Below are 26,629 nucleotides of genomic sequence, written 5' to 3' on the forward strand. Positions count from 1 at the left end.
AGCTGGATACTGGAACGTCGGCGCGAACGGAAACAAGCGGAGCATTTTGGTGGCCACGGACTACTACGCGGTACTCGGCGTCCGGCGTGACGCGGGTCAGGACGAGATCAAGAAGGCGTTTCGCCGCCTGGCGCGCGAACTCCATCCGGATGTCAACCCCGACCCGAAGACCCAGGAGCGGTTCAAGGAGATCAACGCCGCCTACGAGGTCCTCTCGGACCCCAACAAGCGGCAGGTCTACGACCTGGGCGGCGACCCGCTCTCCGCCAACGGCGGCGGCGCGGGCCCAGGCGGCTTCGGCGCGGGCGCGGGCTTCGGTTTCAGCGACATCATGGACGCCTTCTTCGGCGGCGCGGCCGGCGGCCAGCGCGGTCCGCGCTCGCGGACCAGGCGCGGCCAGGACGCGATGATCCGCATCGACATCGACCTCGAAGAGGCCGCGTTCGGCACCACCAAGGACATCCAGGTCGACACCGCCGTCGTCTGCACCACCTGCAACGGCGAGGGCGCGGCCCCCGGGACCTCCGCGCAGACCTGTGACATGTGCCGCGGCCGCGGCGAGGTGTCCCAGGTCACCCGGTCCTTCCTGGGCCAGGTCATGACCTCCCGCCCGTGCCCGCAGTGCCAGGGCTTCGGCACGGTCGTGCCCACCCCCTGCCCGGAGTGCGCCGGCGACGGCCGGGTCCGCGCCCGGCGCACCCTGACTGTGAAGATCCCGGCCGGCGTCGACAACGGCACCCGGATCCAGCTGGCGGGCGAGGGCGAGGTCGGCCCCGGCGGCGGCCCCGCCGGCGACCTGTACGTCGAGATCAGCGAGAACGCCCACTCGACCTTCCAGCGCCGCGGCGACGACCTGCACTGCACGGTCACGCTGCCGATGACGGCCGCCGCGCTCGGCACCAAGGTGCCGCTGGAGACCCTGGACGGGACCGTCGAGATCGACGTCCGCCCGGGCACCCAGTCCGGGCAGTCCATCCCGCTGCACGGCCGCGGCATCACCCACCTGCGCGGCGGCGGCCGGGGCGACCTCATAGTGCACGTCGAGGTGCAGACCCCCAGCAAGCTCGACCCGGACCAGGAGGAGCTGCTGCGCCGGCTCGCCAAGCTGCGCGGCGAGGAGCGCCCCTCGGGCACCTTCGCGCCGGGCCAGCAGGGCCTGTTCTCGCGGCTCAAGGACGCCTTCAACGGCCGCTAGCCGCACCGGCGGCCCCGCGGACAGCAGGGAGAAGAACCCGTGACAGCCCCCGTGTTCCTGGTGGACACCGAGCGGCTCGCGCCCGTCGGCGCGGTCGTCCGCCTGGACGGGCCCGAGGGTCGGCACGCCGTCGCGGTGCGGCGGCTGGCCGTCGGCGAGCCGGTGGTGCTCGCGGACGGCGCGGGCGCGGGCGTCTCGGGCACCGTCGTCGGCGTCAGCGGCAAGGACGTGCTGGAGGTCGAGGTCCGGGAGCAGCTCGCCGAGCCCGAGCCGGAGCTGCGGCTGGTCGTCGTCCAGGCGCTGCCCAAGGGCGACCGGGGCGAGCTGGCGGTCGAGCTGATGACCGAGGTGGGCGTGGACGAGGTGGTGCCCTGGGCCGCCTCCCGCTGCATCACCCAGTGGAAGGGCGAGCGCGGGGCCAAGGCCCTGGCCAAGTGGCGGGCCACCGCCCGCGAGGCGGGCAAGCAGTCGCGTCGGCTGCGCTTCCCCGCGGTGGCCGAGCCGATGAGCACCCGTCAGGTCGCCGAGCGGCTCGCGGGCGCGGCCCTGGGCGCGGTGCTGCACGAGGAGGGCGCGCAGCCGCTGGCCTCGGCGGAGCTGCCCGGCTCCGGCGAGCTGGTGCTGGTCGTCGGCCCCGAGGGCGGGGTCTCCCCGGACGAGCTGGAGCGCTTCGCCGAGGCGGGCGCGGCCCCCTACCGGCTCGGCCGCTCGGTGCTGCGGACCTCCACCGCCGGGGTCGCCGCGGGTGCGCTGCTGCTCGGCCGCAGCGGCCGCTGGGGCTGACCGGCAGGCGGCGACGGGCCCTGTCGCACCCTCCGGGGTGACGGCTAGGGTGATCGGATGACTGCTGGCGAGGGCTACTTCCTGCACCCCCACATCCATGGTGACCTGCTCGCCTTCGTGGCCGAGGACGACGTCTGGCTGGCCCCCGCGGCCGGTGGCCGGGCCTGGCGGATCTCGGCCGACCAGACGCAGGCGAGCACCCCGCGCTTCTCCCCGGACGGCGCCCTGATCGCCTGGACCTCCACCCGCGACGGCGCCCCCGAGGTCCACATAGCACCGGTCGACGGCGGCCCCGCACGGCGGCTGACCTACTGGGGCAGCGACAACACCTCCGTCCTGGGCTGGACGCCGGACGGCGAGGTGCTGGCGCTCAGCTCCGTCGGCCGGATGTCCCGGGCCCACCCGTGGGCCTTCGCGGTGCCGCTGGACGGCGGCCCGGCCCGGGAGCTGCCGTACGGCAGGATCGGCGGGGCCGCGGCCGAGCCGGGCGGCGACCGGGTGCTGCTGGTGACCCGCAACAACCGCGAACCGGCCCACTGGAAGCGCTACCGCGGCGGCCGGGCCGGGCGGCTGTGGCTGGGCGTCGAGGGCGACTTCGCCCGGGTGCACCAGGAGCTGGACGGCAACATCGACTCCCCGATGTGGGTCGGCGACAGGATCGCGTTCCTGTCGGACCACGAGGGCGGGGTGGCCCAGCTGTGGTCCAGCCTGCCGGACGGCTCGCAGCTGCGCCGCCACAGCGAGCACGCGTTCTACGCCCGCAACGCCGCCACCGACGGCGGGCGGGTGGTCTACCACAGCGGCGGCGACCTGTGGCTGGTCGACGACCTGGACGGGGCCGAGCCGCGCCGCGCCGAGATCCGCCTCGGCGGCCCGCGCACCGACCGCCAGCCGTACCCGGTGACCGCCGCCCGGCACCTGGGCGCCGTCGCCCCGGACCAGGACGGCCGCTCCAGCGTGGTCGAGGTCCGCGGCACCATCCACCGGGTCACCCACCGGGACGGCCCGGCCCGGGTGCTGTCGGCCGCCCCCGGGGTGCGCAACCGGCTGCCGCAGGCGCTGCCTGACGGCGCGTCGGTCTGGGTCACCGACGCCGACGGCGAGGACGCGCTGGAGTTCTCCGACGGCCGCCGGGTCGCGGTGGGGCAGTTCAGCCGGGTCGAGGAGCTGGCCGCCTCCCCGGACGGCACCCGGATCGCGCTCGCCAACCGCGACGGCATGGTGCTGCTGGTCGAGGACGGCGAGATCCGCGAACTGGACCGCAGCGGCCATGTGCACGCCTCCGGCCTGGCCTTCTCGCCGGATTCGCGGTGGCTGGCCTGGTCCCGGGCGGTGTCCGTCGAGAACAGCCCGCGCCAGCTGCGGCTGGCCGACCTCGCCGACGGCACGGTGACCGACCTGACCCCGCCGCGCTTCAACGACCACGCCCCGGTGTTCACCACGGACGGCCGGCACCTGGCCTTCCTGTCGCTGCGGGACTTCGACCCGGTCTACGACGAGCACGTCTTCGACCTGTCGTTCCCGCTGGCCTGCCGCCCGTACCTGATGACGCTGGCGGCCGACACCCTCTCGCCGTTCGGCCCGCAGCCGCTCGGCCGCGCCCCGGGCCGGGCCGACGCCGAGGACACCGGCGACGACGACGGGCAGGCCGCCGTCACCCGGATCGACCTGCACGGCCTCGCCGACCGGGTGGTGCCGTTCCCGGTGCCCGCCGGGCGCTACTCGTCGCTGCGCGCGGTCAAGGGCGGCGTGGTGTGGCTGGACAGCCCGCTCGGCGGCCGGGCCGGGAGGGCGACGCCGGAGAGCGAGTCCGCGCGCCCCTCGCTGGAGCGCTTCGACTTCGCCGCCCGCCGCGCCGAGACCCTGGTGGACGCCCTCAGCCGGTTCGCCGTCTCCGGCGACGGCACCCGGCTGGCCGTGGTGGACCGCGGCGAGCTGCGGATCGTCCCGGCCGACCGCAAGGCGTCCAAGGACAACCCGGACGACTCGGTCGGGGTGGACCTGGGCCGGGTGCGGGTCACCGTGGACCCGGCCGCCGAGTGGCGGCAGATGTTCGACGAGACCGCGCGGCTGATGCGGGACAACTTCTGGCGGACCGACATGGGCGGCCTGGACTGGGCGGCGGTCCAGGCCCGCTACCGGCCGCTGGTGGAGCGCGTCGGCAGCTACAACGACCTGGTCGACCTGCTCTGGGAGCTCCAGGGCGAGACCGGCACCTCGCACTCCTACGTCCAGCCGGTCGGCGGCGGCGCCTCCGGCAGCCGTCAGCTGGGGCTGCTCGGCGCGGACCTGGTCCGCGAGGGCGGCAGCTGGCGGATCGCCCGGGTGCTGCCCGGCGAGTCCTCCGACCCGCGGGCCCGCTCGCCGCTGGCCGCGCCCGGGGCCAACCTCCGCCCGGGCGACGCCGTCACCGCCGTCGACGGCCGCCCGGTCGACCCGGTCGCCGGACCGGCCCCGCTGCTGGTCGGCGCGGCCGGACGGCCGGTGGAGCTGACCGTCGCCCCGGCCGACGGCGGGCCGGAACGCGCGGTGGTGGTCGTGCCGCTCGCCGACGAGGAGCCGCTGCGCTACCACGACTGGGTGGCCGGCCGCCGCGCCTACGTCCGCGAGCGCTCCGGCGGGGCGCTGGGCTACCTGCACGTCCCGGACATGCAGGGGAACGGCTGGGCGCAGCTCCACCGCGACCTGCGGCAGGAGATGGCCAGGGACGGCCTGATCGTGGACACCCGGGAGAACCGCGGCGGCCACACCTCGCAGCTGATCATCGAGAAGCTCAGCCGCCGCATCGTCGGCTGGGACCGGGTGCGGGACTTCCCGACCGCCTACTCGTACCCCGCCTACGCCCCGCGCGGCCCGCTGGTCGCGGTCGCCGACGAGTTCTCCGGCTCGGACGGCGACATCGTCAACGCCGCCTTCCAGGCGCTCCGGCTGGGCCCGGTGGTCGGCGTCCGCACCTGGGGCGGGGTGATCGGCATCGACGGCCGGTACTCCCTGGTGGACGGCACCGGCGTGACCCAGCCGCGCTTCGCGTTCTGGATGGAGGGCTACGGCTGGGGCCTGGAGAACCACGGCGTGGACCCGGACGTCGAGGTGGTCTGCGCGCCGCAGGACTGGGCGGCCGGCCGCGATCCGCAGCTGGACGAGGCGATCCGGATCGCCCTCGCGGAGCTGGCCGAGCACCCGGCGGCCGCGCCCCCGGCCGTCCCGGGGCTGTGACCTGTGCCACGGGGTCGGGGCGGACGCATATCCCGACCCCGTGGCACCGGCGGATCACCACCCCGTAGGGTCACCGTATGGCTGATGACTCCCCGTTGATCCGCAGTCTGCGGGCCGCTGTCGAGGCGGCTCCGGCGGACGTACCCCTGCGGCTGCACCTGGCCGCACTGCTGCTGGACGCAGGCGCGGCGCAGGAGGCGGTGGCGCAGACCGCGGTCGCCCTGCAGCACGAGCCCGCGAGCGGCGAGGCGCGGGAGCTGATGCTGCGGGCCATGGGCGTCCCCGCCGCGCCCCCGGTCCCGCCCGCCGCCGACCCGGCCGCCTGGACGCCGCCGACCGGGTACCAGCCCGCACAGCCTGAGCCCGCGCCGTACGAGCCCGCGCCGTACGAGCCCGCACAGCCCGCGCCCGGACCGGCCGAACCCGCCGCCGGGCCCGGCCCCGCCGCCGAGACCGCCGACCCTGCCGGGACCGCCGACGCCGCCGACGCCGCCTTCGACTGGCGCACCGCCGAACAGCAGCTCAGCGACGTCGTCCAGCCGCGCTTCGTCCAGCCCGCCGCCGCGGACGGCGCCGACGACGACCCGGGCGACGAGCCCGCCTGGGACATCGAGACCAGCCACATCGGCCTCGCCGACGTCGGCGGCATGACCGAGGTCAAGAAGCGCCTGGAGGCCGCCTTCCTGGCGCCCATGCGCAATCCGGAGCTGCGCCGGCTGTACGCCAAGTCGCTCCGCGGCGGCCTGCTGCTGTACGGGCCGCCCGGCTGCGGCAAGACCTTCATCGCCCGCGCGGTCGCCGGGGAGCTGGGCGCCAAGTTCATCACCGTCAGCCTCAGCGACGTCCTCGACATATACATCGGCCAGTCCGAGCGCAATCTGCACGACGTCTTCGCCGCGGCCCGGATGAACGCCCCCTGCGTGGTGTTCCTGGACGAGATCGACGCCCTCGGCGGCAAGCGCAGCAGCCTGCGCCACAACGCCATGCGCGGCACGGTCAACCAGCTGCTCACCGAGCTGGACGGGGCCCAGGCCGACAACGACGGGGTGTTCGTGCTCGCCGCCACCAACCACCCCTGGGACGTGGACGACGCCCTGCGCCGCCCCGGCCGCCTGGACCGGACGCTGCTGGTGCTGCCGCCGGACCAGCCCGCCCGCGAGGCCGTGCTCCGCTACCACCTGAGGGACCGTCCGATCGAGGGCGTGGACCTGGCCAAGCTGGCCAAGAAGACCGAGGGCTACTCCGGCGCCGACCTGGCCCACCTGTGCGAGACCGCCGCCGAGGCCGCCCTGCTGGACTCCGCCGCCAGCGGCCGGGTCCGCATGATCGGCATGCGCGACCTGCTGGACGCGGTCGAGCAGGTCCAGCCGTCCATCGAGTCCTGGTTCACCGCCGCCCGCAACGTCGCCATGTTCGCCAACGAGGGCGGCATGTACGACGACCTGGTGGCGTACCTCAAGAAGAGCCGCCGGCTGTGACCGGCGAGCCCCGGGCCGAGGGTGCTGGGCGGTTGCAGCGCGCCCGGGCGCTGATGGACCTCGGCCGCCCCGAGCAGGCCGAGCCGCTGCTGGCGGAGGCCATCGCCGAGGAGCCCGGCAACGCCGACGCCTGGTGCGCCATGGCCCGCTGCCGCTTCGCCCGGCGCGACTTCCCCGGCTCGCTGGAGGCCACCGGCCGGGCGCTGGAGGTCCGGCCGGGCATGGCCGTCGCCTGGCGCTTCCGCACGCTGGCGCTGATCGAGCTGGAGCGCTGGGAGGACGCCTGGGCCGCGGCCGGCGAGGCGGTCCGGCTGGAGCCGCTCCAGTGGTACGGCCACATGCTGGTGGCCAAGGTGCTGCTGGCCAACTCCAGCGGCTACTTCCACGCGCCGGTGGCCATGCAGGCCGCGGCCCGGGCCCGGGAGCTGGCCCCGCACGAGCCGGAGACCCACTTCATCGTCGGCCTGGTGTGCGAGCGCTCCGAGCGGCTGGCCGAGGCCGAGCAGTGCTACCGGGAGGCGCTGCGGCTCTCGCCCGAGCACACCGGGGCCCGCAACCAGCTCGCGGTGATCCAGATGCGGCGTGGCGACCACTACGCCGCCGTCCAGGGCTTCGCCGCCGTCGCCGCCTCCGACCAGGCGGTCTCCGGCGCGGGCGAGCACAACCTGCGGCTGGTCGCGGTGGGGCTGATCGCCCCGGCCCGGTGGATCTCGCTGGCCTGCTTCCTGGGCGTCAACGCCGTCGTCGGCCTGCAGCCCCGGTTCGACTGGCTCACCCGCGGCCTGTGCCTGGCGGCGGTGCTCGCCGCCTGGGCGGTCTGGACGCTGTGGGCCGCCCGGCAGGTCCCGCCCCGGCTGCGCCGCCCGCTGCTGCGCACGGCCGGGGCCAGCCACTCGGTCCGGCTCACCCTGTTCGGGGTGTCCGTGCTGACCCTGGTCGCGCTGGTGCTGCTCACCGTCCCGGCGCTGTCCGGGGCGGCGACCGTGCTGCTGTTCGCCGGGGTGGTGTTCCAGGTGCTGGCGCTGCGGGCGGCGCAGCGCAGCGTCCGACAGGAGAAGGCCGCCCTGCACGGGTGACCGCCCGGTGACCGCCCGGTGACCGCCCGGGCGACGCACCGGCGGTCCGGCCGCGCCCCGGCGCCGCCGGTACGATGCGACCACAGCACAGCTTCCCAGGCGACAGATGGAGATGACGACGTGTCGGGAGAGCCGCAGGCGGAGTGCCTGTTCTGCAGGATCGTGGCGGGGGAGATCCCGGCGACCGTCGTCCGCGAGACCGACGCGACCCTGGCCTTCCGCGACATCAGCCCGCAGGCGCCGACGCACGTCCTGGTCGTCCCCAAGGCGCACTACCCGGACGCCGCCTCGCTCGCCGAGGCCGATCCGGCGCTCGCGGGCGCGCTGCTGGCCGAGGTCGGGCGGGTCGCCGAGAGCGAGAAGGTCGCCGAGAGCGCGGGCGGCGCCGGCTACCGGCTGATCTTCAACACCGGCGCCGGGGCCGGGCAGACCGTGTTCCACGCCCACGTCCACGTCCTCGGCGGCGGGGACGGGCTGCGCGAGAGGCTGGTCTAGCGGCGTGTCGCAGCGCGAGCTGGTGGTGCTGGGGACGGCCAGCCAGGTGCCGACCCGGACCCGCAACCACAACGGCTACCTGCTGCTGTGGGACGGCGAGGGCCTGCTGTTCGACCCGGGCGAGGGCACCCAGCGGCAGCTGCTGTACGCCGGGGTGAGCGCCTCCGCCGTCCGCCGCGTCTGCGTCACGCACTTCCACGGCGACCACTGCCTGGGACTGCCCGGGGTGATCCAGCGGATCAACCTGGACCGGCCGCCGCACCCCTTCAGCGTCCACTACCCGGCCTCCGGGCAGCACTTCTTCGAGCGGCTGCGGCACGCCAGCGTCTTCCACGAGACCGTGGAGCTGCGGCCCGAGCCGATCACCGGGCCCGGCGAACTGGCGGCGCCGGGCGCGCCGTACTCGCTGCGGGCGGCCCGGCTGTCGCACCCGGTGGAGTCCTTCGGTTACCGGCTCACCGAGCCGGACGGCCGCCGGCTGCTGCCCGAGCGGCTGGCCGCGCGCGGCATCCGCGGGCCGCTCGTCGGCGAGCTGCAGCGGCACGGCACGGTCACCGCCCCGGACGGCTCCACGGTGGCGCTGGCCGAGGTCAGCGAGGAGCGGCCCGGGCAGAGCGCCGCGTTCGTCATGGACACCCGGCTCTGCGACGGCGTCGCCGAGCTGGCCGCCGGGGTGGACCTGCTGGTCATCGAGGCGACCTTCCTGGAGGCGGACGCCGAGCTGGCGCAGGCGCACGGCCACCTGACCGCCGGCCAGGCGGCCCGGGTCGCCGCCGAGGCGGGCGTGCGGACGCTGGTGCTGGCCCACTTCTCGCAGCGCTACCCCGACCTGGAGGGCCACCGGGCCGAGGCCCGGCGCCACTTCGACGGTGACCTGGTGTTGGCCGAGGACCTGCTGCGGGTCCCGGTGCCCCGCCGCCGGTGACGCCCCCGCCGCCGACCGCTCCCGCGTCGGCAGACCCCCGCCGACCGGCCCGGTACGCCCCGGTGAACGCCTGCGAAAACCGCTGGCGCGGCCCCCGGGCAGGGCGGACCATCGTTGCCACTGGCCTTCGCGTCCGTCGTACCCTTGACACACCGAGCCGAGAGCCCGGCGGACCCTACCGAGATGGGATGAGGCAGGCCCCAGCGGCCGACCTATGACTGCCACCGATCACGACCCGCGCACCGCCGACCGCGCCGCCCCCGACGACCGCGGGGCCCCCGTCCAGGCGAAGATCGTCATCCCGGCGAACCACCCGATGGTGACCGTCCTCGGCACCGGCGACTCCCTCCTGAAGGTGATCGAGCGGGCCTTCCCCGCCATCGACCTGCACGCCCGGGGGAACGAGATCACCGCGACCGGCGACCGGTCCGGCATCCGCCTGGTGCAGCGCCTGTTCGACGAGATGATGCTGGTGCTGCGCACCGGCCAGCCGCTGACGGAGGACGCCGTGGAACGCTCCATCGCCATGCTCCGCAAGGCGGAGGAGGACCCGACCAGCCCGGAGGGCTCGACCAGCCCCTCCTCGGTGTTCACCGCCAACATCCTGTCCAACCGCGGCCGCTCGATCCGCCCGAAGACGCTCAACCAGCAGAACTACGTGGACGCCATCGACCGGCACACCATCGTCTTCGGCATCGGCCCGGCCGGCACCGGCAAGACCTACCTGGCCATGGCCAAGGCCGTGCAGGCGCTCCAGGCCAAGCAGGTCACCCGGATCATCCTGACCCGCCCCGCGGTCGAGGCCGGCGAGCGCCTGGGCTTCCTGCCCGGCACCCTGTACGAGAAGATCGACCCGTACCTGCGCCCGCTCTACGACGCGCTGCACGACATGATCGACCCGGACTCGATCCCCCGGCTGATGGCCGCCGGCACCATCGAGGTCGCCCCCCTGGCCTACATGCGCGGCCGGACGTTGAACGATGCGTTCATCATCCTGGACGAGGCGCAGAACACCAGCGCCGAGCAGATGAAGATGTTCCTGACCCGGCTCGGTTTCAACTCCAAGATCGTGGTCACCGGCGACGTCACGCAGATCGACCTGCCGGGCGGTACCACCAGCGGGCTGAAGATCGTCCAGGAGATCCTGGACGACGTGGAGGACATCCACTTCAGCCGTCTGAGCAGCCAGGACGTCGTCCGGCACAAGCTGGTCGGGCGGATCGTCGACGCCTACGGCCAGTACGACGCCCGCAGCCAGGGCCAGCCGCAGGGCCAGTCGCAGGGCCAGGCCGCCCGCGACGGCCGGGCGCGCCCGGCCCGGCAGCCCGGCCACCAGTCCGCCCAGCCCCGACCATCCCGACACACCGAAAGCTGAGACCCCACAACCCCATGTCGATCGACATCAACAACGAGTCCGGCACGGAGGTGGACGAGAAGGCCATCCTCGACGTCGCCCGCTTCGCCCTGGACCGTATGCGCATCCACCCGCTCTCCGAGCTGTCCGTGATCGTCGTCGACGCGGAGGCGATGGAGGCGCTGCACGTCCAGTGGATGGACCTGCCCGGCCCCACCGACGTGATGTCCTTCCCCATGGACGAGCTGCGCCCCGGCAAGGAGGACGAGGAACTGCCGCAGGGCCTGCTCGGCGACATCGTGCTGTGCCCCGAGGTCGCCGCCCGGCAGGGCGCCGCCAACGGCCACTCCATGGACGCGGAGCTGCAACTGCTCACCGTCCACGGCGTGCTGCACGTCCTCGGCTACGACCACGAGGACCCGGACGAGGAGCAGGCCATGTTCGGCCTGCAGAAGCGCATCCTGGACGACTGGCGCGAGGAACGCGGCGAGACCGGTCCGTCTCCCGCCCCCACCACCCGGTGAACGGGACCGGGACGATCGGCGGGACGGGTCGAACGCGATGAGTGGCAGTAGTACCGGCTTCCTCGTGGTCGCCGTCATCCTCGTGGTCTTCGCGTGGCTGGCGGCCTGTGCGGAGGCGGGCATCGCCCGGGTGTCCCGCTTCCGCGCCGAGGAGGCCGTCCGCAACGGCCGCCGGGGGGCCGAGCGGCTGCTCACCCTGGCCCGCGACCCCATCCGCTACCTGAACCTGGCGACGCTGATCCGGGTCACCTGCGAGATGGCCGCGGCCGTCCTGGTGACCGTGGTCTGCGTCCGCTCGCTGCACCAGACCTGGCAGGCCGTGCTGGTCGCCATCGGCGCCATGGTGCTGGTGTCGTACGTCGCGGTGGGCGTCTCCCCGCGCACCATCGGCCGCCAGCACCCGATGAACGTGGCCACTGCCTCGTCCGTGGTGCTGCTGCCGCTGAACCGCATCCTCGGGCCCATCCCGCGGCTGCTGATCCTGGTCGGCAACGCGCTCACCCCCGGCAAGGGCTTCCGCGAGGGCCCGTTCGCCTCGGAGGCGGAGCTGCGCGCGCTGGTGGACCTCGCCGAACAGGACTCGCTGATCGAGGACGAGGAGCGCCGGATGGTGCACTCCGTCTTCGAGCTCGGCGACACCATCGTCCGCGAGGTGATGGTGCCGCGCACCGACCTGGTCATGGTCGAGCGCGGCAAGACCGTCCGCCAGGCGCTGACGCTGGCGCTGCGCAGCGGCTTCTCCCGGATGCCGGTCGTCGGCGAGAACGAGGACGACGTCGTCGGCATCGTCTACCTCAAGGACCTGGTGCGGGTCACGCACGTCAACCGCGAGGCCGAGGCCGAGCCGGTCGGCGCGGTGATGCGGCAGGCCACGTACGTCCCGGACAGCAAGCCCGTGGCCGACCTGCTGCGGGAGATGCAGCGCGACCGCATCCACGTCGCCGTGGTCATCGACGAGTACGGCGGCACGGCCGGGCTGGTCACCATCGAGGACATTCTGGAGGAGATCGTCGGCGAGATCACCGACGAGTACGACCGGGAGGCCCCGCCGGTGGAGATCCTGGCCGACGGCGCCTTCCGGATCACCGCCCGGCTCCCGGTGGAGGAGCTGGGCGAGCTGTTCGGCATCGAGCTGGACGACGAGGACGTCGACACCGTCGGCGGCCTGCTGGCCAAGGCCCTGGGCCGGGTGCCGATCCCCGGCTCCGGCGCGGAGGTGCCGGTGCCCGAGGAGGAGGACGTGCCGATCACCGCGATCCGGCTCACCGCCGAGAGCACCGCCGGACGCCGCAACCGCATCGGCACGCTGCTCGCCGAGCCCGTCCCCCGGGGACAGCGCGGGCGCGGCGGCCGCCGCGAGGGGCCGGCCGAGGACGACCGCGCCGCCGACCGCCACGGCGAGCGCGTCGCCGAGCACGCGGCCGAGCACCCGAGGACGCCTGAGCGCGGCCCGCCTCCCCGCCGCCGTTCGATGCCGCCTGTCGGCCCGTGTCCCGCTGCTGCGCGGGGCGCGGGCCGGCGGCGCATCCGTGCGGCGCGGCGCCGCCTGCGGACGAATCCGTGCAGCTCCGTGCCGCAGGCCCGGGCCGGGGTGAGGATGTGTGCGCAAAGCCCCCGCTGAGGAGACGCCACATGACCGACGTGACCGATGTGACCGACGGGCCGGACGGCCCCGACACCGCTGCCCTGCGTGAGTCCGCCGCGCTGATCGGGCCCGAGCTGGTGGCGCTGCGCCGCTCGGTGCACCGGGAGCCGGAGATCGGGCTGGAGCTGCCGTTGACCCAGGCGAAGGTCCTGGCGGCCTTGGAGGGGCTGCCGCTGGAGATCACCTCGGGGCAGCAGCTCAGCTCGGTGACGGCGGTGCTGCGCGGCGCGCTGCCCGGCCCGGTGGTGCTGCTGCGGGCCGACATGGACGCGCTGCCGGTGCAGGAGGCCGGCGGCCTGCCGTACGCCTCGCGCTTCCCCGGGGTGATGCACGCCTGCGGGCATGACCTGCACGTGGCCGGTCTGGTCGGGGCGGCCCGGCTGCTGGCCGAGCGCCGGGAGTCGCTGCCCGGCAGCGTCGTGTTCATGTTCCAGCCCGGGGAGGAGGGCGACGGCGGAGCGCAGCGGATGGTCGACGAGGGCGTCCTGGACGCCGCCGGCGCCGCCCCCGTCGCCGCCTACGCCCTGCACGTCGCCGCCGCCCAGCTGCCCGGCGGCTGGGTCGCCACCCGGCCGGGCCCGGTCATGGCCGCCGCCGACACCCTGCACGTCACCATGGGCGGGCACGGCGGCCACGGCTCCAGCCCGCACCTGGCGCTGGACCCGGTCCCGGCCGCCTGCGAGGCCGTGCTGGCGCTGCAGACCATGGTCACCCGCCGCTTCGACGCCTTCGACCCGGTGGTGGTCACCGTGGGCCGCTTCGCCGCCGGGACGGTCGAGAACGTCATCCCCGACGACGCCGAGTTCTCCGCGACCATCCGCTCGTTCTCGCCCGAGGCCAGGAGCCGGGTGCTGGAGGAGGTGCTGCGGGTGGTGCGCGGCGTCGGCGCGGCGCACGGGCTGGCCGTGGACGCCGCCGTCCGCGAGGGCTACCCGGTCACCGTCAACGACCACCGGGAGGCCGCCTTCGCCGCCGGTACCGCCGTCGCGCTGCTCGGCGCGGACCGCTACGTCGAGATGCCGCACGCCGTCGCCGGGGCCGAGGACTTCGCCGTGATCGGCGCGCTGGTCCCCTCCGCCTACCTGATGCTGGGCGCCTGCCCGGCCGACCGCGACCCCTTCACCTCCCCGTACAACCACTCGCCGGAGGCCGCCTACGACGACGCCGTCCTCCCCGACGCCGCCGCCCTCCTCGCCGCCCTGGCCCTGGGCCGCCTGCACCGCGCCGACTGACCCGGGCGGCGGCCCTAGGCGGCCCTAGGCGGTCCTAGGCGGTCCAGGGGGCCCAGGGGTCCAGGGGGACGTAGCCGTGGGCGCGGCCCTCGGAGTCGAGCAGGCGGCCCACCAGTTTCACCGTGCGCAGGGTCAACTGCCGCTCGCGCACCCGGGTCTGCGGAAAGCGGCGGCTCAGCTCCAGCTCCAGCCGCCGCAGCTCCGGCAGGTGACGCACCATCAGGTAGCTGCTGAGGTTGGCCGCGCCCACCGTCACCGCGCACATCCGGGTCTGCGGCAGCCCGGCGAACCACCGCGCCGCCGCCTCCAGCCGGTCGGCCGGCAGCTCCAGCCACAGCATGGTGCTCACCGGGTGCCCGGTCAGCTGCGGCGAGGCGTCGCAGCGCAGCACCAGCCGCCCGGACTCCCGCAGCTCCGCCAGCCGCCGCCGGACCGTGCTCGGCGGCAGGCCGGTCCGCTCCGACAGCTCCGCGTACGGCATCCGCCCGTCCTCGCCCAGCGCCACCATCAGCGCCCGGTCGACCACGCCCTGGTGCCCCGGGGCGCGCCCCGGCAGCACCGCCGGAGCCGGTCCGGCGATGGCCTCGCGCTGCTCCGCGTCCAGCGCGCCGTCCCGCCAGCGGCTGCCCTCCCGTACCGTCCGCTCCACCAGCGAGGTACGCGTCCGCAGCACCCCCGGCACGGTGCCGATCCGGTCCAGCACATAGCGGGTCAGCAGGGACGGCTCGGTCGCGCCCACCGTCAGCAGCAGGTCCGCGCCGCCGGTGACCACCTCGATGGACGCCGTCTGCGGATCGCGGGCCAGCCGCCCGGCGACCGCCGCCACCTCGCCCGCCAGGCACTCCACCTCGACCAGCGCGGTCACCCCGTACCCCAGCCGGTCCGTCGACGGATAGCAGGTCACCCAGGCGTCCCCGGCCGCCGTCAGCCGGGCCCAGCGGCGCGACAGCGTCGCCGGATCCACCCCAGCGGCCCGGCCAGCCGCGACCAGGACGCCCGCGGCTCCACCCGCAGCGCGTCCACCAGCGCCAGGTCCAACTCGTCGATCATGGCCGATCCGTGCCTGTGGACGGTTGCCGTCCCCTGCGGTGCGCGTTCATGGCCGCCCAGGTTAGCCATTCTCCCGGCCGCCGCGACGCCCCGCTCCCCGGCCGCGAAGGGCGGTGGGCAGCGGAGGCGTCGGCGGAGGCGGTGGTGACCGGACGGTCCGGAGCTGGTACAGCTAGCAGTCGTCCCGCCGTCCCCGCAACGAAGCCGGAGAACGCCGTTGACCTCGCTACCTGACCTGCGTGAGTCCGCCGCCCTGATCGGGCCCGAGCTGGTGGCGCTGCGCCGCTCGGTGCACCGGGAGCCGGAGATCGGGCTGGAGCTGCCGTTGACCCAGGCGAAGGTCCTGGCGGCGCTGGAGGGGCTGCCGCTGGAGATCACCCTGGGAGAGAAGCTCAGCTCGGTGACGGCGGTGCTGCGCGGCGCGCTGCCCGGCCCGGTCGTGCTGCTGCGGGGCGACATGGACGCGCTGCCGGTGCAGGAGGCCACCGGGCTGCCGTACGCCTCGCGCTTCCCCGGGGTGATGCACGCCTGCGGGCATGACCTGCATGTGGCCGGTCTGGTCGGGGCGGCCCGGCTGCTGGCCGAGCGGCGGGAATCGCTGCCCGGCAGCGTCGTGTTCATGTTCCAGCCCGGCGAGGAGGGCTACGCCGGGGCCAGGACCATGCTGGACGAGGGCCTGCTGCGGGCGGCGGGGGAGGAGCCGGTCGCCGCCTACGCCCTGCACGTCGCCGCCGCGACCTACGCCCACGGCGCGGTGGTCGGCCGTCCGGGGGCGATCATGGCCGCCGCCGACACCCTCAGCGTCACCCTGCGCGGGCGCGGCGGCCACGGCTCGGCCCCGCACGCCTCGCTGGACCCGGTCCCGGCGGCCTGCGAGGCCGTGCTGGCACTGCAGACCATGGTCACCCGCCGCTTCGACGCCTTCGACCCGGTGGTGGTCACCGTCGGCACCTTCCACACCGGCACGATCAACAACGTCATCCCGGACGACGCCTTCTTCGAGGCCACCGTCCGCTCCTTCTCGCCGCAGGCGCGCGAGCGGGTGCGGCAGGAGTCGCTGCGGGTGGTGCGCGGCATCGCCGCCGCCCACGGCCTGGAGGCGGACGCGGTGTACACCGAGCTCTACCCGGTGACCGTCAACGACGCCGCCGAGGCCGGTCTCGCCGCCCGGGTCGCCGGTGAACTGCTGGGCCCGGAGCGGCTGGTGACCAAGGAGCAGCCGGAGGCGGGGGCGGAGGACTTCTCCTTCGTCGCGGAGCGCGTGCCCTCCGCCTACTTCTTCCTCGGCGCCTGCCCGCCCGGTCTGGACCCGGCCACCGCGCCGGACAACCACTCGCCGCAGGCCGCCTTCGACGACGCGGTCCTGCCGGACGGCGCAGCCCTGCTCGCCGGGCTGGCCCTGCGCCGCCTGGAACTGGCCGCCGACCGCAGCTGACCGCGCCGCGCAGCCGACCTCACCGGCGCAGCTGACCTCGCCGGTCGGCTGACCGCCCGCCCCGGCTGGCCGTATCCTCGGACGTATGAGCGAGCTGGCGGCGGGCGTGACCCCCGAGACTGTGCCCCACCCCGAAGACCGGAAGATCATCACGCTGGCGCGGTCCGCCCGGGCCCGCAACGGCGTCGCCGAGGGCGCGGCCGTGCGCGACGAGACCGGGCGGACCTACGTCGCCGGGACGGTCGCGCTGGAGTCGCTGCGGCTCAGCGCCCTGCGTACGGCCGTGGCCATGGCCGTGGCCAGCGGCGCCCGGGGCCTGGAGGCGGCGGCCGTGGTCGGCGAGGCCGCCGAGGTCGCGGCCGAGGACCTCGCGGCCGTCCGCGACCTCGGCGGCGCGGGCACCCCGGTGCTGCTGGCCGGACCGGACGGGGTGCTGCGGAGCACCGTCGAGGCCGGCTGAGACGTTCACAGGGCCGGGGGAGGGGAGGCGCCGTGGGGGGCGTGGGTTTCGTCGCGGGTGTCCTGTTCGTGCTCATGGGCATGGGCCGCTGGCAGGAGGACCGCAACCCCGGCTGGCTGGCGGCCTCCGTCATCGTCGCCCTCTTCACCCTGATCAGCGGCCTCGCCTCGCTCTTCAGACGCGGCAAGTAGCCGGGCGCCGGGGGCGGCCGCAGGGCCGCTGTCGCCGCGCCGCTCCGCCGATGGGGGAGAATGGTCCCCATGAGCTCTCGCCCCACCCAGCAGTCCGCCGAGTCCGCCGCTGTCGGCGCCGCCGCCACCCCGCAGGGGGCCCAGCCGCACCGGTCGGGCTTCGCCTGCTTCGTCGGGCGGCCCAACGCGGGCAAGTCCACCCTGACCAACGCCCTGGTCGGCACCAAGGTGGCGATCACCTCCGACCGCCCGCAGACCACCCGGCACACCGTCCGCGGCATCGTGCACCGCCCCGACGCGCAGCTGATCCTGGTGGACACCCCCGGGCTGCACAAGCCGCGCACCCTGCTCGGCGAGCGGCTGAACGACGTGGTCCGCAGCACCTGGGCGGAGGTGGACGTGATCGGCTTCTGCCTCCCCGCGGACCAGAAGCTCGGCCCGGGCGACAAGTTCATCGCCAAGGAGCTCGCCGGGATCAAGCGCACCCCCAAGGTCGCCATCGTCACCAAGACCGACCTGGTGGACTCCAAGCAGCTCGCCGAGCAGCTGATCGCCGTCTCCCAACTGGGCGCGGAGCTCGGGTTCGAGTGGACCGAGATCGTCCCGGTGTCGGCCGTCGCCGACCAGCAGGTGGAGCTGCTGGCGGACCTGCTGGTGCCGCTGCTGCCGCAGGGCCCGCAGCTCTACCCGGAGGGCGACCTGACCGACGAGCCCGAGCAGATCATGGTGGCGGAGCTGATCCGCGAGGCCGCGCTGGAGGGCGTCCGCGACGAACTGCCGCACTCGCTGGCCGTGGTGGTCGAGGAGATGCTGCCGCGCGAGGGCCGCCCGGAGGGCAAGCCGCTGCTGGACATCCACGCCAACGTCTACATCGAGCGGCAGAGCCAGAAGGCCATCGTGATCGGCTCCAAGGGCTCGCGGCTGAAGCACGTGGGCACGGTCGCCCGCAAGCAGATCGAGGCGCTGCTGGGCACCCCGGTCTACCTCGACCTGCACGTCAAGGTCGCCAAGGACTGGCAGCGCGACCCCAAGCAGCTGCGCAAGCTCGGCTTCTGACGCTCCGTCAACTTCTGATCCGTTCTCCGTCGCCTTTTCAGCCGGATTCGCGGACGACGATCTGCGAGGCCCCGAGCGCGTGGGTCTCGGCCGGGGTGTCCGGGTTGCGGATCAACCGGTCGATCAGGGCGGCCAGTTCGGCGCCGTCCGGCAGCTCCAGCCGGACGGTGGTCAGCCGGGGCCGGGCCAGCCGGGCGGGCAGCACGTCGTCCGCGCCGACCAGGGCGACGTCCTCGGGCACCCGCAGCCCGGCCTCCTGGAAGGCGCTGAGCAGCAGCAGCGCGTACTCGTCGTTGTAGCCGAACAGTCCGGTGAGGCCCGACTCCCGCCAGCGCGAGGCGAGTCGGGCGGCCGACTCCTCGGTGTAGTCCAGCTCCAGCGGCTCCACCCGGCCGCCCTGCCCGGCGTAGGCGGCGAGCACGCCCTCCAGCCGGGGCCGGCTGAAGAAGTCCAGGCTGCGGTCGGCGGGGACGATCGCGCCGATCGCGCGGTGGCCCCGGGCGAGCAGGTGTTCGCCCGCGACCGCGCCGACCCGGTGCTGATCCAGCGTCAGCGCGTGCGCCCCGGGCACGGGTTGGTCGCCGATGGCGAGCACGGCCCGGGTGCCCGAGCGGCGCAGCAGCTCCACCCCGCGGGCGGTGAGCCCGGAGCCGACGGTGCTCAGCACCGCGGTGGGGCGCAGCTCGGCCCAGCGGCCCGCGTGGTCGCCGCCGTCGGAGTCGCCGTAGATCACCGTGGTGTAGCCGAGGGCGCGCAGCCCGCTCCGCAGCTCGCCGAGGTAGGTGCTGAACAGCGGCCCGAAGACCACCTCGGGGATGGTGAGCAGGACGATGCCGGTGTGCCCGGCCCGCAGCGAGCGGGCCGCTGCGTGCGGGATGTAGCCCAGCTCCTCGGCCGCGGCGCGGACGCGCTGCCGGGTCTGCTCGCTGATCCGCCCGCCGGCGCTGTCGTTCAGCACGTAGGAGACCGTGGCGCGGGAGACCCCGGCGCGTCGGGCCACGTCGGCGCTGGTGGGCGGCGTGCGCGGGGCTGTCGGTTGCTGTGTCATTCCACCGCGCATCCTTCCAGACCCGGGGCGGGCGCGGGCGCACGCGAGGCGGAGGGTGACACGAGTCATGTGGTTACACGAGTCACCGTCATCCGTGCCACCATGAAGCCGGTACCCGACGAAAGGCAGAGCAGATGAAGCTCCACACCCGCGAGTGGGGGAGCGGCGGCCGGATCGCCGTCCTGATCCACGGCATCATGTCGGACTCCCGCACCTGGCGGCGGTTGGGTCCGGCCCTGGCCGCCCTCGGCTACCGGGTGGTCGCGGTGGACCTGCGCGGCCACGGCGGCTCCGGGCGCGGCGCGTACACGCCGGAGCTGTTCGCCGCCGATGTCGTCGAGACCGTGCCGCAGGGCGTCGAACTGGCCGTCGGCCACTCGCTGGGCGGTCTCGCCCTCTCCCTCGCCGTCGACCGGCTGGGCCCGCAGCGGGCCGTCTACGTCGACCCGGCCTGGCGCTTCGCCCGGTCCGAGGCGGGCTTCGACCCGGAGCTGTTCGTCCAGTATGCGGACCGCGCCACCTACGCCTCGGTCGCCGGGATGAACCCGCGCTGGGAGGAGGTCGACGTCCGGACCGAGCTGGAGACCTTCGCGGCGTGGGACCGCGCCTCCGCCGCCGCGCTGTCCGCGCTGGTCGGCCGGGTCGCGCTGCCGGAGAAGCCGGCGGTGCCCTCGCTGGTCCAGGTGGCCGATCCGAGCTTCCTGATCACCGATCAGGACGCCGCACTGCTGCGCGAACGCGGATTCGAGGTGCGTACCGTCCCCGGCGCCGGGCACACCATCCACCGGGACGACTTCGACGGCTTCATGACCGCACTGGAAGGCTGGATCTGACCATGGGCAGCACCGACCGGAACCGCAGCACCGACGACATCCAGCGCGAACGAGCCGTCGAGGACGCCCTCGCCAAACTCGACCTGGCCGCCAAGGCCGCCCTGCTCGCCGGGGCCGACATGTGGTCGCTGCCCGCCAATCCGGACATCGGCCTGGGCCGGCTGGTGATGTCCGACGGCCCGGCCGGGGTGCGCGGCGAGAGCTGGAGCCCGGACGACCCCTCCATCGCCGTCCCCTCCCCGACCGCGCTCGCCGCCACCTGGGACCTCGACCTGGCCCGCCGCACCGGCGCCCTGCTGGCCCAGGAGGCCCGCCGCAAGGGCGCGCACGTCGTCCTCGCGCCCACCGTCAACCTGCACCGCAGCCCCCGCGGCGGACGCCACTTCGAGGCGTACTCGGAGGACCCGCTGCTGACCGGCGAGGTCGGCGCCGCCCTGGTTCGGGGCGTGCAGGAAGGCGGGGTGGCGACCACCCCCAAGCACTGGGTCGCCAACGACTCCGAGACCGAGCGCTACACCGTCGACGTCCGGGTCGACGAGCGGACCCTGCGCGAGCTGTACCTGGCGCCGTTCGAGGCCATCGTCCGCAAGGCCCGCCCGTGGGGCCTGATGGCCGCCTACAACCAGGTCAACGGCGTCGGCATGTGCGAGAACGACCGGCTCAACAACGGCGTCCTGCGCGAGGAGTGGGGCTTCGACGGGGTGCTGGTCTCGGACTGGACCGGGGCCCGCGACACCGTCCGGGACGCCCTCGGCGGCCTCGACATCGCCATGCCCGGCCCGGCCACCGTGTACGGCGAACACCTGGTCGCCGCCGTCCGCGACGGCCGGGTGCCGGAACAGGCGGTGGACGCCCTGGCCCGCCGGGTGCTGCTGCTGGCCGCCCGGGTCGGCCTGCTGGAGGGCGCGCCCGCCGCTGTCACCGCCGCCCCGGAGCCGCTCGACGGCGAGGCCCTGGCCCGGGAGGTGGCCGCCCGCTCGTTCACCCTGCTCCGCAACGACGGCGTGCTGCCGCTGGACCCGGGCCCCGGCTCGGTCGCGCTGATCGGCGCCTCCGCCAACCAGGCCAGGATCGGCGGCGGCGGCTCCGCGCAGGTCTTCCCGACCCGGGTGGTCGGCCTGCTGGAGGGGCTGCGCTCGGCGCTGCCGGCCAGCACCGCGCTCGGCTACGCCGTCGGCGCCGACCCGGCCGTCCGCCTGGCGCCGATCGCCGAGCCGGCCACCGCCGAGCTGCTGGGCGCGGGCGACACCCTGCTCGGCACCGCCGAGCTGCCCGACGGCGGCGTCCGCTGGCTGGGGCAGCTGCCCGGCCGGATCGGCTTCGACGAGCTGTGCGCGGTCCGCGTCCGGACGGAGCTGCGGCCGCGCACCACCGGCCTGCACCGGCTGGCCGTGCGCGGCCAGGGCCGCTTCCGGCTGGAGGCCGGCGGCCGACCGCTGTTCGACGGCGAGGTGCGGTACGAGGGCACCGATCCGGCCGGGGCCTTCCTCAACCCGCCGGAGGCCGTCTTCGAGCTGGAGCTGCTCAGCACCGAGCCGGTCCGGCTGACCCTGCGGCACGACCTGCCGCCGGACTCCGGCTTCGCCGGTTTCGGCCTGGTCTCCTTCGCACTCGGCCACGCCGAACCGGCCGCCACCGCCGACCGGCTCCTGGACGAGGCGGTGGCGCTGGCGGCCGCCACCGACGTCGCGGTGGTCGTGGTGGGCACCACCGAGGAGGTGGAGAGCGAGGGCGTGGACCGCGCCGGGCTCGCCCTGCCCGGGCGACAGGACGAGCTGGTGCGCCGGGTGGCCGCGGTCAACCCGCGTACGGTCGTGGTCGTCAACGCGGGCGCGCCGGTGCTGATGCCCTGGCGCGAGGACGTCTCGGCGGTGCTGCTCACCTGGTTCCCCGGCCAGGAGGCGGGCGCGGCGCTGGGCGAGGTGCTGACCGGCGTGCGCGAGCCCGGCGGGCGGCTGCCCACCACCTGGCCCGCCGAGGAGGGCGACTGCCCGGTCTGGGAGGTGCAGCCGGTCGACGGCCGACTCGCCTACGACGAGGGCCTGTTCACCGGCTACCCGGCCTGGCAGCGGCGGGCCGGAGCGGCCCCCGCCTACTGGTTCGGCCACGGCCTCGGCTACACCGCCTGGGAGTACGAGGGGCTGGACGTCCGGCTGTGCGAGGCGGACGCCGCGGCGGGCCCGTACGCGGCCCGCGCCGAGGCGGTGGTGCGGGTGCGCAACACCGGCGCGCGCGCCGGGCGCGAGACGGTGCAGGTCTACCTGGCGCCGGACGGCTCGGACCGGTCCCGCCCGGACCGGCGGCTGGCCGGGTTCGCCGTGGTGGAGGCCGGCCCCGGCGAGACCGCCGAAGCCCGGGTGGAGCTGCCGCTGCGCGCCTTCCAGACCTGGGGCGAACAGGGCTGGGAGCTGCGCCCGGGCGGCTACACGGTGGAGGCGGCCCGCAGCGCCGCCGACCTCCGGCTGGCCGCCGCGCTCACGCTGCCCCCGCAGGACTGACCCGGCGGCCGGGCGCGGGCCCTGGATGCAGCGGATCGGCTCAGCGGCCCTGGGTCAGCACCAGGGCGATCAGATCCCGCTGGCCGTCGGTGAGTTGGGGCTCGGTGCAGTGGACGGTGCCGCGGCCGTCGACGGTGATGGCGTAGTGGAAGCCGCCGGGCACGCCGAAGGTGACGGTGCGGGTGCCGGAGCTCAGCACCTCCCGGGCCAGGGCGTGTATGTGCGGGGCGTCGGGACGCCCTTCGGTGTCGAGCGCCGCTCGGTGCTCGCCCCCGGCGGCCCCGCCGTCGCGGGTGACCTGGATACGCATAGTGTCCAGTGTGCTCCGTTGGGTGTCCGCAGCGAAAGTCATTAACCCCTGCGCCCGGCCCGGCGAGGCGTTAAATTTCTTCCGGCATTTCCGTCATTGTGCGCGAAAGTTGCAGACGTCACATGTCACCCTCGTCTCAACAGGCGGAACATCCGCGGGTTCGGCTGTGGCGGCCCGGCGGGCTGGGCTACTGTGAATGCATCATGCGCGCGGGGCTGCTTCTTCTTAGCTGCCGCGGCGAGGGCCTGTAGTTCACACAAGGCCGACTCCCTCGCCGCGGGGGACTCGTGCTGTGCGCATCTCGCGCCGCAGTCCGTCGGTCGTCGGTTCCGAGAGCCCACACCGATCAGGGAGCATGAGACCCATGTCCGACACGCAGCAGCAGTTCGTCGCGCGGCCCTATGTCGAGCGGCCCACGCCCGTCACCGCGGCCGGCGTCCGCCAGCAGCCCTCGAAGATGCCGTACCAGCGGTACGTACCCTTCGGCACGGTGGACCTGCCGGACCGCACCTGGCCCGGCAAGGTGATCACCGCGGCGCCGCGCTGGCTCTCCACGGACCTGCGGGACGGCAACCAGGCACTGATCGACCCGATGTCGCCGGCCCGCAAGCGGGCCATGTTCGACCTGCTGGTGCGGATGGGCTACAAGGAGATCGAGGTCGGCTTCCCCTCCTCCGGCGCCACCGACTTCGACTTCGTGCGCTCCATCATCGAAGAGGACGCCATCCCGGAGGACGTGACCATCTCCGTCCTGACGCAGGCCCGCGAGGAGCTGATCGAGCGGACGGTGGAGTCCCTGATCGGCGCCCCCCGCGCGACCGTGCACCTGTACAACGCCACCTCGCCGCTGTTCCGCCGGGTGGTCTTCAAGGGCTCCCGGGACGACGTCCGGCAGATCGCGGTGGACGGCACCCGGCTGGTGATGGAGTACGCGGAGAAGCTGCTGGGCGACGCCACGGTGTTCGGCTACCAGTACTCGCCGGAGATCTTCATCGACACCGAGCTGGACTTCGCGCTGGAGGTCTGCGAGGCGGTCATGGACGTCTGGCAGCCGGGCGAGGGCCGGGAGATCATCCTGAACCTGCCGACCACGGTCGAGCGCTCCACCCCCAACGTCTACGCCGACAAGATGGAGTGGATGTCGCGGAACCTGTCCCGGCGCGAGTTCATCGCCCTGTCCGCGCACCCGCACAACGACCGCGGCACCGGCGTGGCCTCCGCCGAGCTGGCGCTGATGGCGGGCGCGGACCGGGTCGAGGGCTGCCTGTTCGGCCAGGGCGAGCGCACCGGCAACCTGGACCTGGTCAACGTCGGCATGAACCTGTTCTCGCAGGGCGTCGACCCGATGATCGACTTCTCGGACATCGACGGCATCCGCCGCACCTACGAGTACTGCAACCAGATGGTCGTCCCCGAGCGCCACCCCTACGCCGGCGACCTGGTCTACACCTCCTTCTCCGGCTCGCACCAGGACGCCATCAAGAAGGGCTTCGACGCGCTGGAGGCCGACGCCGCGGCGGCCGGCCACCCGGTCGGCGAGCACACCTGGGGCGTGCCGTACCTGCCGATCGACCCCAAGGACGTCGGCCGTTCGTACGAGGCCGTGATCCGGGTCAACAGCCAGTCCGGCAAGGGCGGCATCGCCTACGTCCTGAAGAACGACCACAAGCTGGACCTGCCGCGCCGGATGCAGATCGAGTTCTCGAAGATCATCCAGACCCGGACCGACACCGACGGCGGCGAGGTCACCCCGGCGCAGATCTGGGCCGCCTTCGAGGCCGAGTACCTGCCCACCCCCGAGGACCCCTGGGGCCGCATCCAGCTGGGCGGCTACCGGCTGAGCACCACCGCCGAGGGCAAGGACGCCATCGAGGTCGAGGCCGTGGTCGACGGCGCGCCGATCGCCCTGTCCGGCGTCGGCGACGGCCCGATCGACGCCTTCTTCTCCGCGCTGTCCGGCATCGGCGTGGACGCCAGGCTGCTGGACTACGTCGAGCACACCATGAGCCAGGGCTCCGGCGCCCAGGCTGCCTCCTACTGGGAGTGCGCCGTCGACGGCCGGGTGCTGTGGGGCGTCGGCATCGACACCAGCATCGTCCGGGCCTCGATCAAGGCCGTCGTCAGCGCCGTCAACCGCGCGCAGCGCAACTGACACCCGCAGTTCCCCGCACCGGCCCCCGCTGTTCAGCGTGGGGCTGGTGTGTTCTCTGCCACAATTTTCCGTTCCACCGGCCGCTCTGGGTACTGACAGGGCGTCAAGGTCGTGACAGCATCATGGCAACCGGCAGCGGAGTCGGTGTGGCAGGCAGGGGAGTCGCGCCATGACGCAGCTCGTGGGTGTCAGCGCCCGATGGCGCACCGACGTGCTCGGAGAGTTCTTCTGCCCGGGCTGCGGCGGCGACCGCAACTACCGGCGCCAGCACGGCCGCCGCTGGCTGCGGCTGCTGGCGCTGCCGGTGCTGCCGCTGGGCGGCGCCGGATCCACCCTCCAGTGCACCGCCTGCTCCGCCCGGTACGGGCTGGACGCCCTGGAGCGCCCCACCTCGGGCAATCTGCTGGCGATGCTGCGGACCGCCCAGTACACCATCGCCCTGGCCGTCCTCGCCGCCGGCGGCACCGGCGTCCGGGCCGCCCGCGAGGCCGCCGTCGGGGTGATCCACCAGGCCGGCTACGCCGACCTGGACGAGCCCCAGGTGCTGGCCGCGCTGGCAGCGCTGCGCGAGGGCGACGAGGAGCTGTCCGGGCTGTACGGCTGCGGCAGCGGCCTGGCCGTCGAGCTGCACACCGCGCTGGAGCCGCTGGTCCCGCACCTGGCCGGGCCCGGCCTGGAGCACCTGCTGCTGCAGGGCGCCTGGATCGCCCTCGCCGACGGCCCCTACCGCCCGGCCGAGCGCGAGGCGCTGCGCGCCACCGGCAGCTGCCTCGGCCTCAGCGCCGAGCGGATCGAGGCGACGCTGGCCGCCGCCACCCGCCAGCCGCACTCCTGACCCGGGGCGGCCGGTTCCGCCGCCGCCGTGCGCGACAATGGCGGCATGGCCCTGTTCCGCGACGACGGTGTGGTGCTGCGCACCCAGAAGCTGGGTGAGGCGGACCGCATCATCACCCTGCTCACCCGCCAGCACGGCCGGGTGCGCGCGGTCGCCCGCGGCGTACGCCGCACCAAGTCCAAGTTCGGCGCCCGGCTGGAGCCGTTCTCCCACGTCGACGTGCAGTTCTTCTCCCGCGGCGAGGAGCTGGTCAGCCGCCATCTGGCGCTCTGTACCCAGGTGGAGACCATCTCCGCGTACGGCGGCCGGATAGCGTCCGACTACCCCGCCTACACCGCCGCCACGGCGATGCTGGAGACCGCCGAGCGCTTCACCGAGAACGAGGGCGAGCCCGCCGTCCAGCAGTACCTGCTGCTGGTCGGCGCGCTGCGGACGCTGGCCGGCGGCGAGCACGCCCCGCCGCTGGTGCTGGACGCCTTCCTGCTGCGCTCGCTCTCGGTGAACGGCTACGCGCCCAGCTTCGACGACTGCGCCACATGCGGGCTGCCCGGCCCGAACCGTTTCTTCTCGGTGCAGACCGGCGGGGTACTCTGCCACGACTGCCGGGTTCCCGGCAGTGTCGTACCCTCCCCTGAGACGATGGAACTGCTGGGGGCCCTGCTCTCCGGCGACTGGGAGACGGCGGACGCCGGCGAGCCGCGCCACTGCCGCGAGGGCAGCGGACTGGTCGCGGCCTACGTGCAGTGGCACCTGGAGCGGGGCCTGCGCTCGCTGAAGTACGTCGACCGCTGACGTCCGCGGCTGATCGCCGGCCGATCGCCCGCCGAGGACGCTGGAC

The 26,629-nt window shown here is 74.5% G+C and carries 23 protein-coding genes and 1 pseudogene; 20 read left to right on the top strand and 4 right to left on the bottom strand.

What is annotated here, in order from left to right:
* Positions 1 to 49 precede the first annotated feature (49 nt).
* The 11 genes and pseudogenes from dnaJ to GXW83_RS07455 all read left to right on the top strand — a co-directional run bounded on the left by dnaJ (position 50) and on the right by GXW83_RS07455 (position 13,923).
* Positions 50 to 1,195 carry a molecular chaperone DnaJ gene (gene dnaJ / locus GXW83_RS07405; protein ID WP_182442075.1) on the top strand — a complete coding sequence of 382 codons (1,146 nt, stop codon included), beginning with the start codon at positions 50 to 52 and terminating at the stop codon, positions 1,193 to 1,195.
* A 39-nt stretch (positions 1,196 to 1,234) separates the two neighbouring features.
* A complete protein-coding gene (locus tag GXW83_RS07410; RefSeq protein ID WP_182442077.1) occupies positions 1,235 to 1,978 on the top strand; it encodes a 16S rRNA (uracil(1498)-N(3))-methyltransferase in 744 nt (247 codons plus the stop codon).
* Between the two features lie 57 nt (positions 1,979 to 2,035).
* The gene (locus GXW83_RS07415) at positions 2,036 to 5,194 is read left to right on the top strand and encodes a S41 family peptidase (protein WP_182442079.1); all 3,159 of its coding nucleotides are present in this window, start codon (positions 2,036 to 2,038) and stop codon (positions 5,192 to 5,194) included.
* Between the two features lie 77 nt (positions 5,195 to 5,271).
* Entirely contained in the window at positions 5,272 to 6,672 is a 1,401-nt protein-coding gene (locus GXW83_RS07420; protein WP_182442081.1) for a 26S protease regulatory subunit, read from the top strand.
* On the top strand, positions 6,669 to 7,748 hold the full coding sequence (locus GXW83_RS07425; protein ID WP_182442083.1) for a tetratricopeptide repeat protein: 1,080 nt from the start codon (positions 6,669 to 6,671) through the stop codon (positions 7,746 to 7,748). The genes GXW83_RS07420 and GXW83_RS07425 overlap by 4 nt, the downstream gene beginning before the upstream one ends.
* Positions 7,749 to 7,868: 120 nt before the next feature.
* On the top strand, positions 7,869 to 8,243 hold the full coding sequence (locus tag GXW83_RS07430; protein ID WP_182442086.1) for a histidine triad nucleotide-binding protein: 375 nt from the start codon (positions 7,869 to 7,871) through the stop codon (positions 8,241 to 8,243).
* A 4-nt stretch (positions 8,244 to 8,247) separates the two neighbouring features.
* Positions 8,248 to 9,168 (top strand): ribonuclease Z, encoded by a 921-nt coding sequence (locus GXW83_RS07435; protein WP_182442088.1) that lies wholly within the window; start codon positions 8,248 to 8,250, stop codon positions 9,166 to 9,168.
* Positions 9,169 to 9,382: 214 nt separating this feature from the next.
* On the top strand, positions 9,383 to 10,543 hold the full coding sequence (locus GXW83_RS07440) for a PhoH family protein (RefSeq protein WP_182442090.1): 1,161 nt from the start codon (positions 9,383 to 9,385) through the stop codon (positions 10,541 to 10,543).
* A gap of 14 nt (positions 10,544 to 10,557) precedes the next feature.
* Positions 10,558 to 11,046, top strand: a complete 489-nt coding sequence (ybeY, locus tag GXW83_RS07445; RefSeq protein ID WP_182442092.1) for an rRNA maturation RNase YbeY — start codon at positions 10,558 to 10,560, stop codon at positions 11,044 to 11,046.
* A gap of 37 nt (positions 11,047 to 11,083) precedes the next feature.
* A pseudogene (locus tag GXW83_RS07450) lies at positions 11,084 to 12,370 on the top strand (hemolysin family protein); the annotation flags it as partial.
* A gap of 308 nt (positions 12,371 to 12,678) precedes the next feature.
* The gene (locus GXW83_RS07455; RefSeq protein ID WP_182442094.1) at positions 12,679 to 13,923 is read left to right on the top strand and encodes a M20 family metallopeptidase; all 1,245 of its coding nucleotides are present in this window, start codon (positions 12,679 to 12,681) and stop codon (positions 13,921 to 13,923) included.
* 34 nt (positions 13,924 to 13,957) lie between these two features.
* Here the strand turns inward: GXW83_RS07455 and GXW83_RS07460 are convergent, their stop codons facing one another.
* The gene (locus GXW83_RS07460) at positions 13,958 to 14,887 is read right to left on the bottom strand and encodes an Lrp/AsnC family transcriptional regulator (protein WP_225446824.1); all 930 of its coding nucleotides are present in this window, start codon (positions 14,885 to 14,887) and stop codon (positions 13,958 to 13,960) included.
* Positions 14,848 to 14,973: an AsnC family transcriptional regulator gene (locus tag GXW83_RS33855; protein WP_225446825.1), complete on the bottom strand. Its 126-nt coding sequence runs from the start codon at positions 14,971 to 14,973 to the stop codon at positions 14,848 to 14,850. The genes GXW83_RS07460 and GXW83_RS33855 overlap by 40 nt, the downstream gene beginning before the upstream one ends.
* Positions 14,974 to 15,190: 217 nt before the next feature.
* Here GXW83_RS33855 and GXW83_RS07465 point away from each other — a divergent pair, with 217 nt between their 5' ends.
* The 4 genes from GXW83_RS07465 (at position 15,191) to era (ending at position 18,115) form a co-directional block, all read left to right on the top strand.
* Positions 15,191 to 16,408, top strand: coding sequence for a M20 family metallopeptidase (locus GXW83_RS07465; RefSeq protein WP_225446826.1), 1,218 nt, complete (start codon positions 15,191 to 15,193; stop codon positions 16,406 to 16,408).
* An 85-nt stretch (positions 16,409 to 16,493) separates the two neighbouring features.
* The gene (locus GXW83_RS07470) at positions 16,494 to 16,868 is read left to right on the top strand and encodes a cytidine deaminase (RefSeq protein ID WP_182442095.1); all 375 of its coding nucleotides are present in this window, start codon (positions 16,494 to 16,496) and stop codon (positions 16,866 to 16,868) included.
* Between the two features lie 32 nt (positions 16,869 to 16,900).
* Positions 16,901 to 17,059 carry a hypothetical protein gene (locus GXW83_RS07475; RefSeq protein ID WP_182442097.1) on the top strand — a complete coding sequence of 53 codons (159 nt, stop codon included), beginning with the start codon at positions 16,901 to 16,903 and terminating at the stop codon, positions 17,057 to 17,059.
* Between the two features lie 60 nt (positions 17,060 to 17,119).
* Positions 17,120 to 18,115, top strand: a complete 996-nt coding sequence (gene era, locus GXW83_RS07480) for a GTPase Era (RefSeq protein ID WP_182442099.1) — start codon at positions 17,120 to 17,122, stop codon at positions 18,113 to 18,115.
* A 37-nt stretch (positions 18,116 to 18,152) separates the two neighbouring features.
* On the opposite strand, the gene GXW83_RS07485 is transcribed toward era, so the two are convergent.
* A complete protein-coding gene (locus tag GXW83_RS07485) occupies positions 18,153 to 19,163 on the bottom strand; it encodes a LacI family DNA-binding transcriptional regulator (protein ID WP_225446827.1) in 1,011 nt (336 codons plus the stop codon).
* Between the two features lie 134 nt (positions 19,164 to 19,297).
* On the opposite strand from GXW83_RS07485, the gene GXW83_RS07490 reads away from it, so the two are divergent.
* Positions 19,298 to 19,996: an alpha/beta fold hydrolase gene (locus GXW83_RS07490; RefSeq protein ID WP_182442103.1), complete on the top strand. Its 699-nt coding sequence runs from the start codon at positions 19,298 to 19,300 to the stop codon at positions 19,994 to 19,996.
* A 2-nt stretch (positions 19,997 to 19,998) separates the two neighbouring features.
* Positions 19,999 to 22,494 (top strand): beta-glucosidase, encoded by a 2,496-nt coding sequence (locus tag GXW83_RS07495; RefSeq protein WP_182442105.1) that lies wholly within the window; start codon positions 19,999 to 20,001, stop codon positions 22,492 to 22,494.
* Positions 22,495 to 22,534: 40 nt separating this feature from the next.
* Here GXW83_RS07495 and GXW83_RS07500 read toward each other — a convergent pair whose 3' ends face one another.
* Entirely contained in the window at positions 22,535 to 22,804 is a 270-nt protein-coding gene (locus GXW83_RS07500; protein ID WP_182442107.1) for a protealysin inhibitor emfourin, read from the bottom strand.
* A gap of 364 nt (positions 22,805 to 23,168) precedes the next feature.
* Here GXW83_RS07500 and leuA point away from each other — a divergent pair, with 364 nt between their 5' ends.
* The 3 genes from leuA (at position 23,169) to recO (ending at position 26,583) form a co-directional block, all read left to right on the top strand.
* Positions 23,169 to 24,956 (top strand): 2-isopropylmalate synthase, encoded by a 1,788-nt coding sequence (gene leuA, locus GXW83_RS07505; RefSeq protein WP_182442109.1) that lies wholly within the window; start codon positions 23,169 to 23,171, stop codon positions 24,954 to 24,956.
* A 169-nt stretch (positions 24,957 to 25,125) separates the two neighbouring features.
* Positions 25,126 to 25,791, top strand: a complete 666-nt coding sequence (locus tag GXW83_RS07510) for a TerB family tellurite resistance protein (RefSeq protein ID WP_182442111.1) — start codon at positions 25,126 to 25,128, stop codon at positions 25,789 to 25,791.
* Between the two features lie 45 nt (positions 25,792 to 25,836).
* Positions 25,837 to 26,583 carry a DNA repair protein RecO gene (recO, locus tag GXW83_RS07515; protein WP_182442113.1) on the top strand — a complete coding sequence of 249 codons (747 nt, stop codon included), beginning with the start codon at positions 25,837 to 25,839 and terminating at the stop codon, positions 26,581 to 26,583.
* The last annotated feature ends 46 nt before the right edge of the window (positions 26,584 to 26,629 follow it).

The sequence above is a fragment of the Streptacidiphilus sp. PB12-B1b genome, from assembly GCF_014084125.1.
In the GTDB taxonomy this organism is placed as follows: Bacteria; Actinomycetota; Actinomycetes; order Streptomycetales; family Streptomycetaceae; genus Streptacidiphilus.

Coding starts and splice junctions, on each gene's coding strand:
- GXW83_RS07440 (WP_182442090.1), top strand. CDS start 9,383: ATGACTGCCACCGATCACGACCCGCGCACCGCCGACCGCGCCGCCCCC.
- GXW83_RS07485 (WP_225446827.1), bottom strand. CDS start 19,163: ATGACACAGCAACCGACAGCCCCGCGCACGCCGCCCACCAGCGCCGAC.
- era (WP_182442099.1), top strand. CDS start 17,120: ATGGTCCCCATGAGCTCTCGCCCCACCCAGCAGTCCGCCGAGTCCGCC.
- GXW83_RS07415 (WP_182442079.1), top strand. CDS start 2,036: ATGACTGCTGGCGAGGGCTACTTCCTGCACCCCCACATCCATGGTGAC.
- GXW83_RS33855 (WP_225446825.1), bottom strand. CDS start 14,973: ATGATCGACGAGTTGGACCTGGCGCTGGTGGACGCGCTGCGGGTGGAG.
- GXW83_RS07510 (WP_182442111.1), top strand. CDS start 25,126: ATGACGCAGCTCGTGGGTGTCAGCGCCCGATGGCGCACCGACGTGCTC.
- GXW83_RS07455 (WP_182442094.1), top strand. CDS start 12,679: ATGACCGACGTGACCGATGTGACCGACGGGCCGGACGGCCCCGACACC.
- GXW83_RS07495 (WP_182442105.1), top strand. CDS start 19,999: ATGGGCAGCACCGACCGGAACCGCAGCACCGACGACATCCAGCGCGAA.
- GXW83_RS07470 (WP_182442095.1), top strand. CDS start 16,494: ATGAGCGAGCTGGCGGCGGGCGTGACCCCCGAGACTGTGCCCCACCCC.
- leuA (WP_182442109.1), top strand. CDS start 23,169: ATGTCCGACACGCAGCAGCAGTTCGTCGCGCGGCCCTATGTCGAGCGG.
- GXW83_RS07420 (WP_182442081.1), top strand. CDS start 5,272: ATGGCTGATGACTCCCCGTTGATCCGCAGTCTGCGGGCCGCTGTCGAG.
- GXW83_RS07500 (WP_182442107.1), bottom strand. CDS start 22,804: ATGCGTATCCAGGTCACCCGCGACGGCGGGGCCGCCGGGGGCGAGCAC.
- ybeY (WP_182442092.1), top strand. CDS start 10,558: ATGTCGATCGACATCAACAACGAGTCCGGCACGGAGGTGGACGAGAAG.
- recO (WP_182442113.1), top strand. CDS start 25,837: ATGGCCCTGTTCCGCGACGACGGTGTGGTGCTGCGCACCCAGAAGCTG.
- GXW83_RS07490 (WP_182442103.1), top strand. CDS start 19,298: ATGAAGCTCCACACCCGCGAGTGGGGGAGCGGCGGCCGGATCGCCGTC.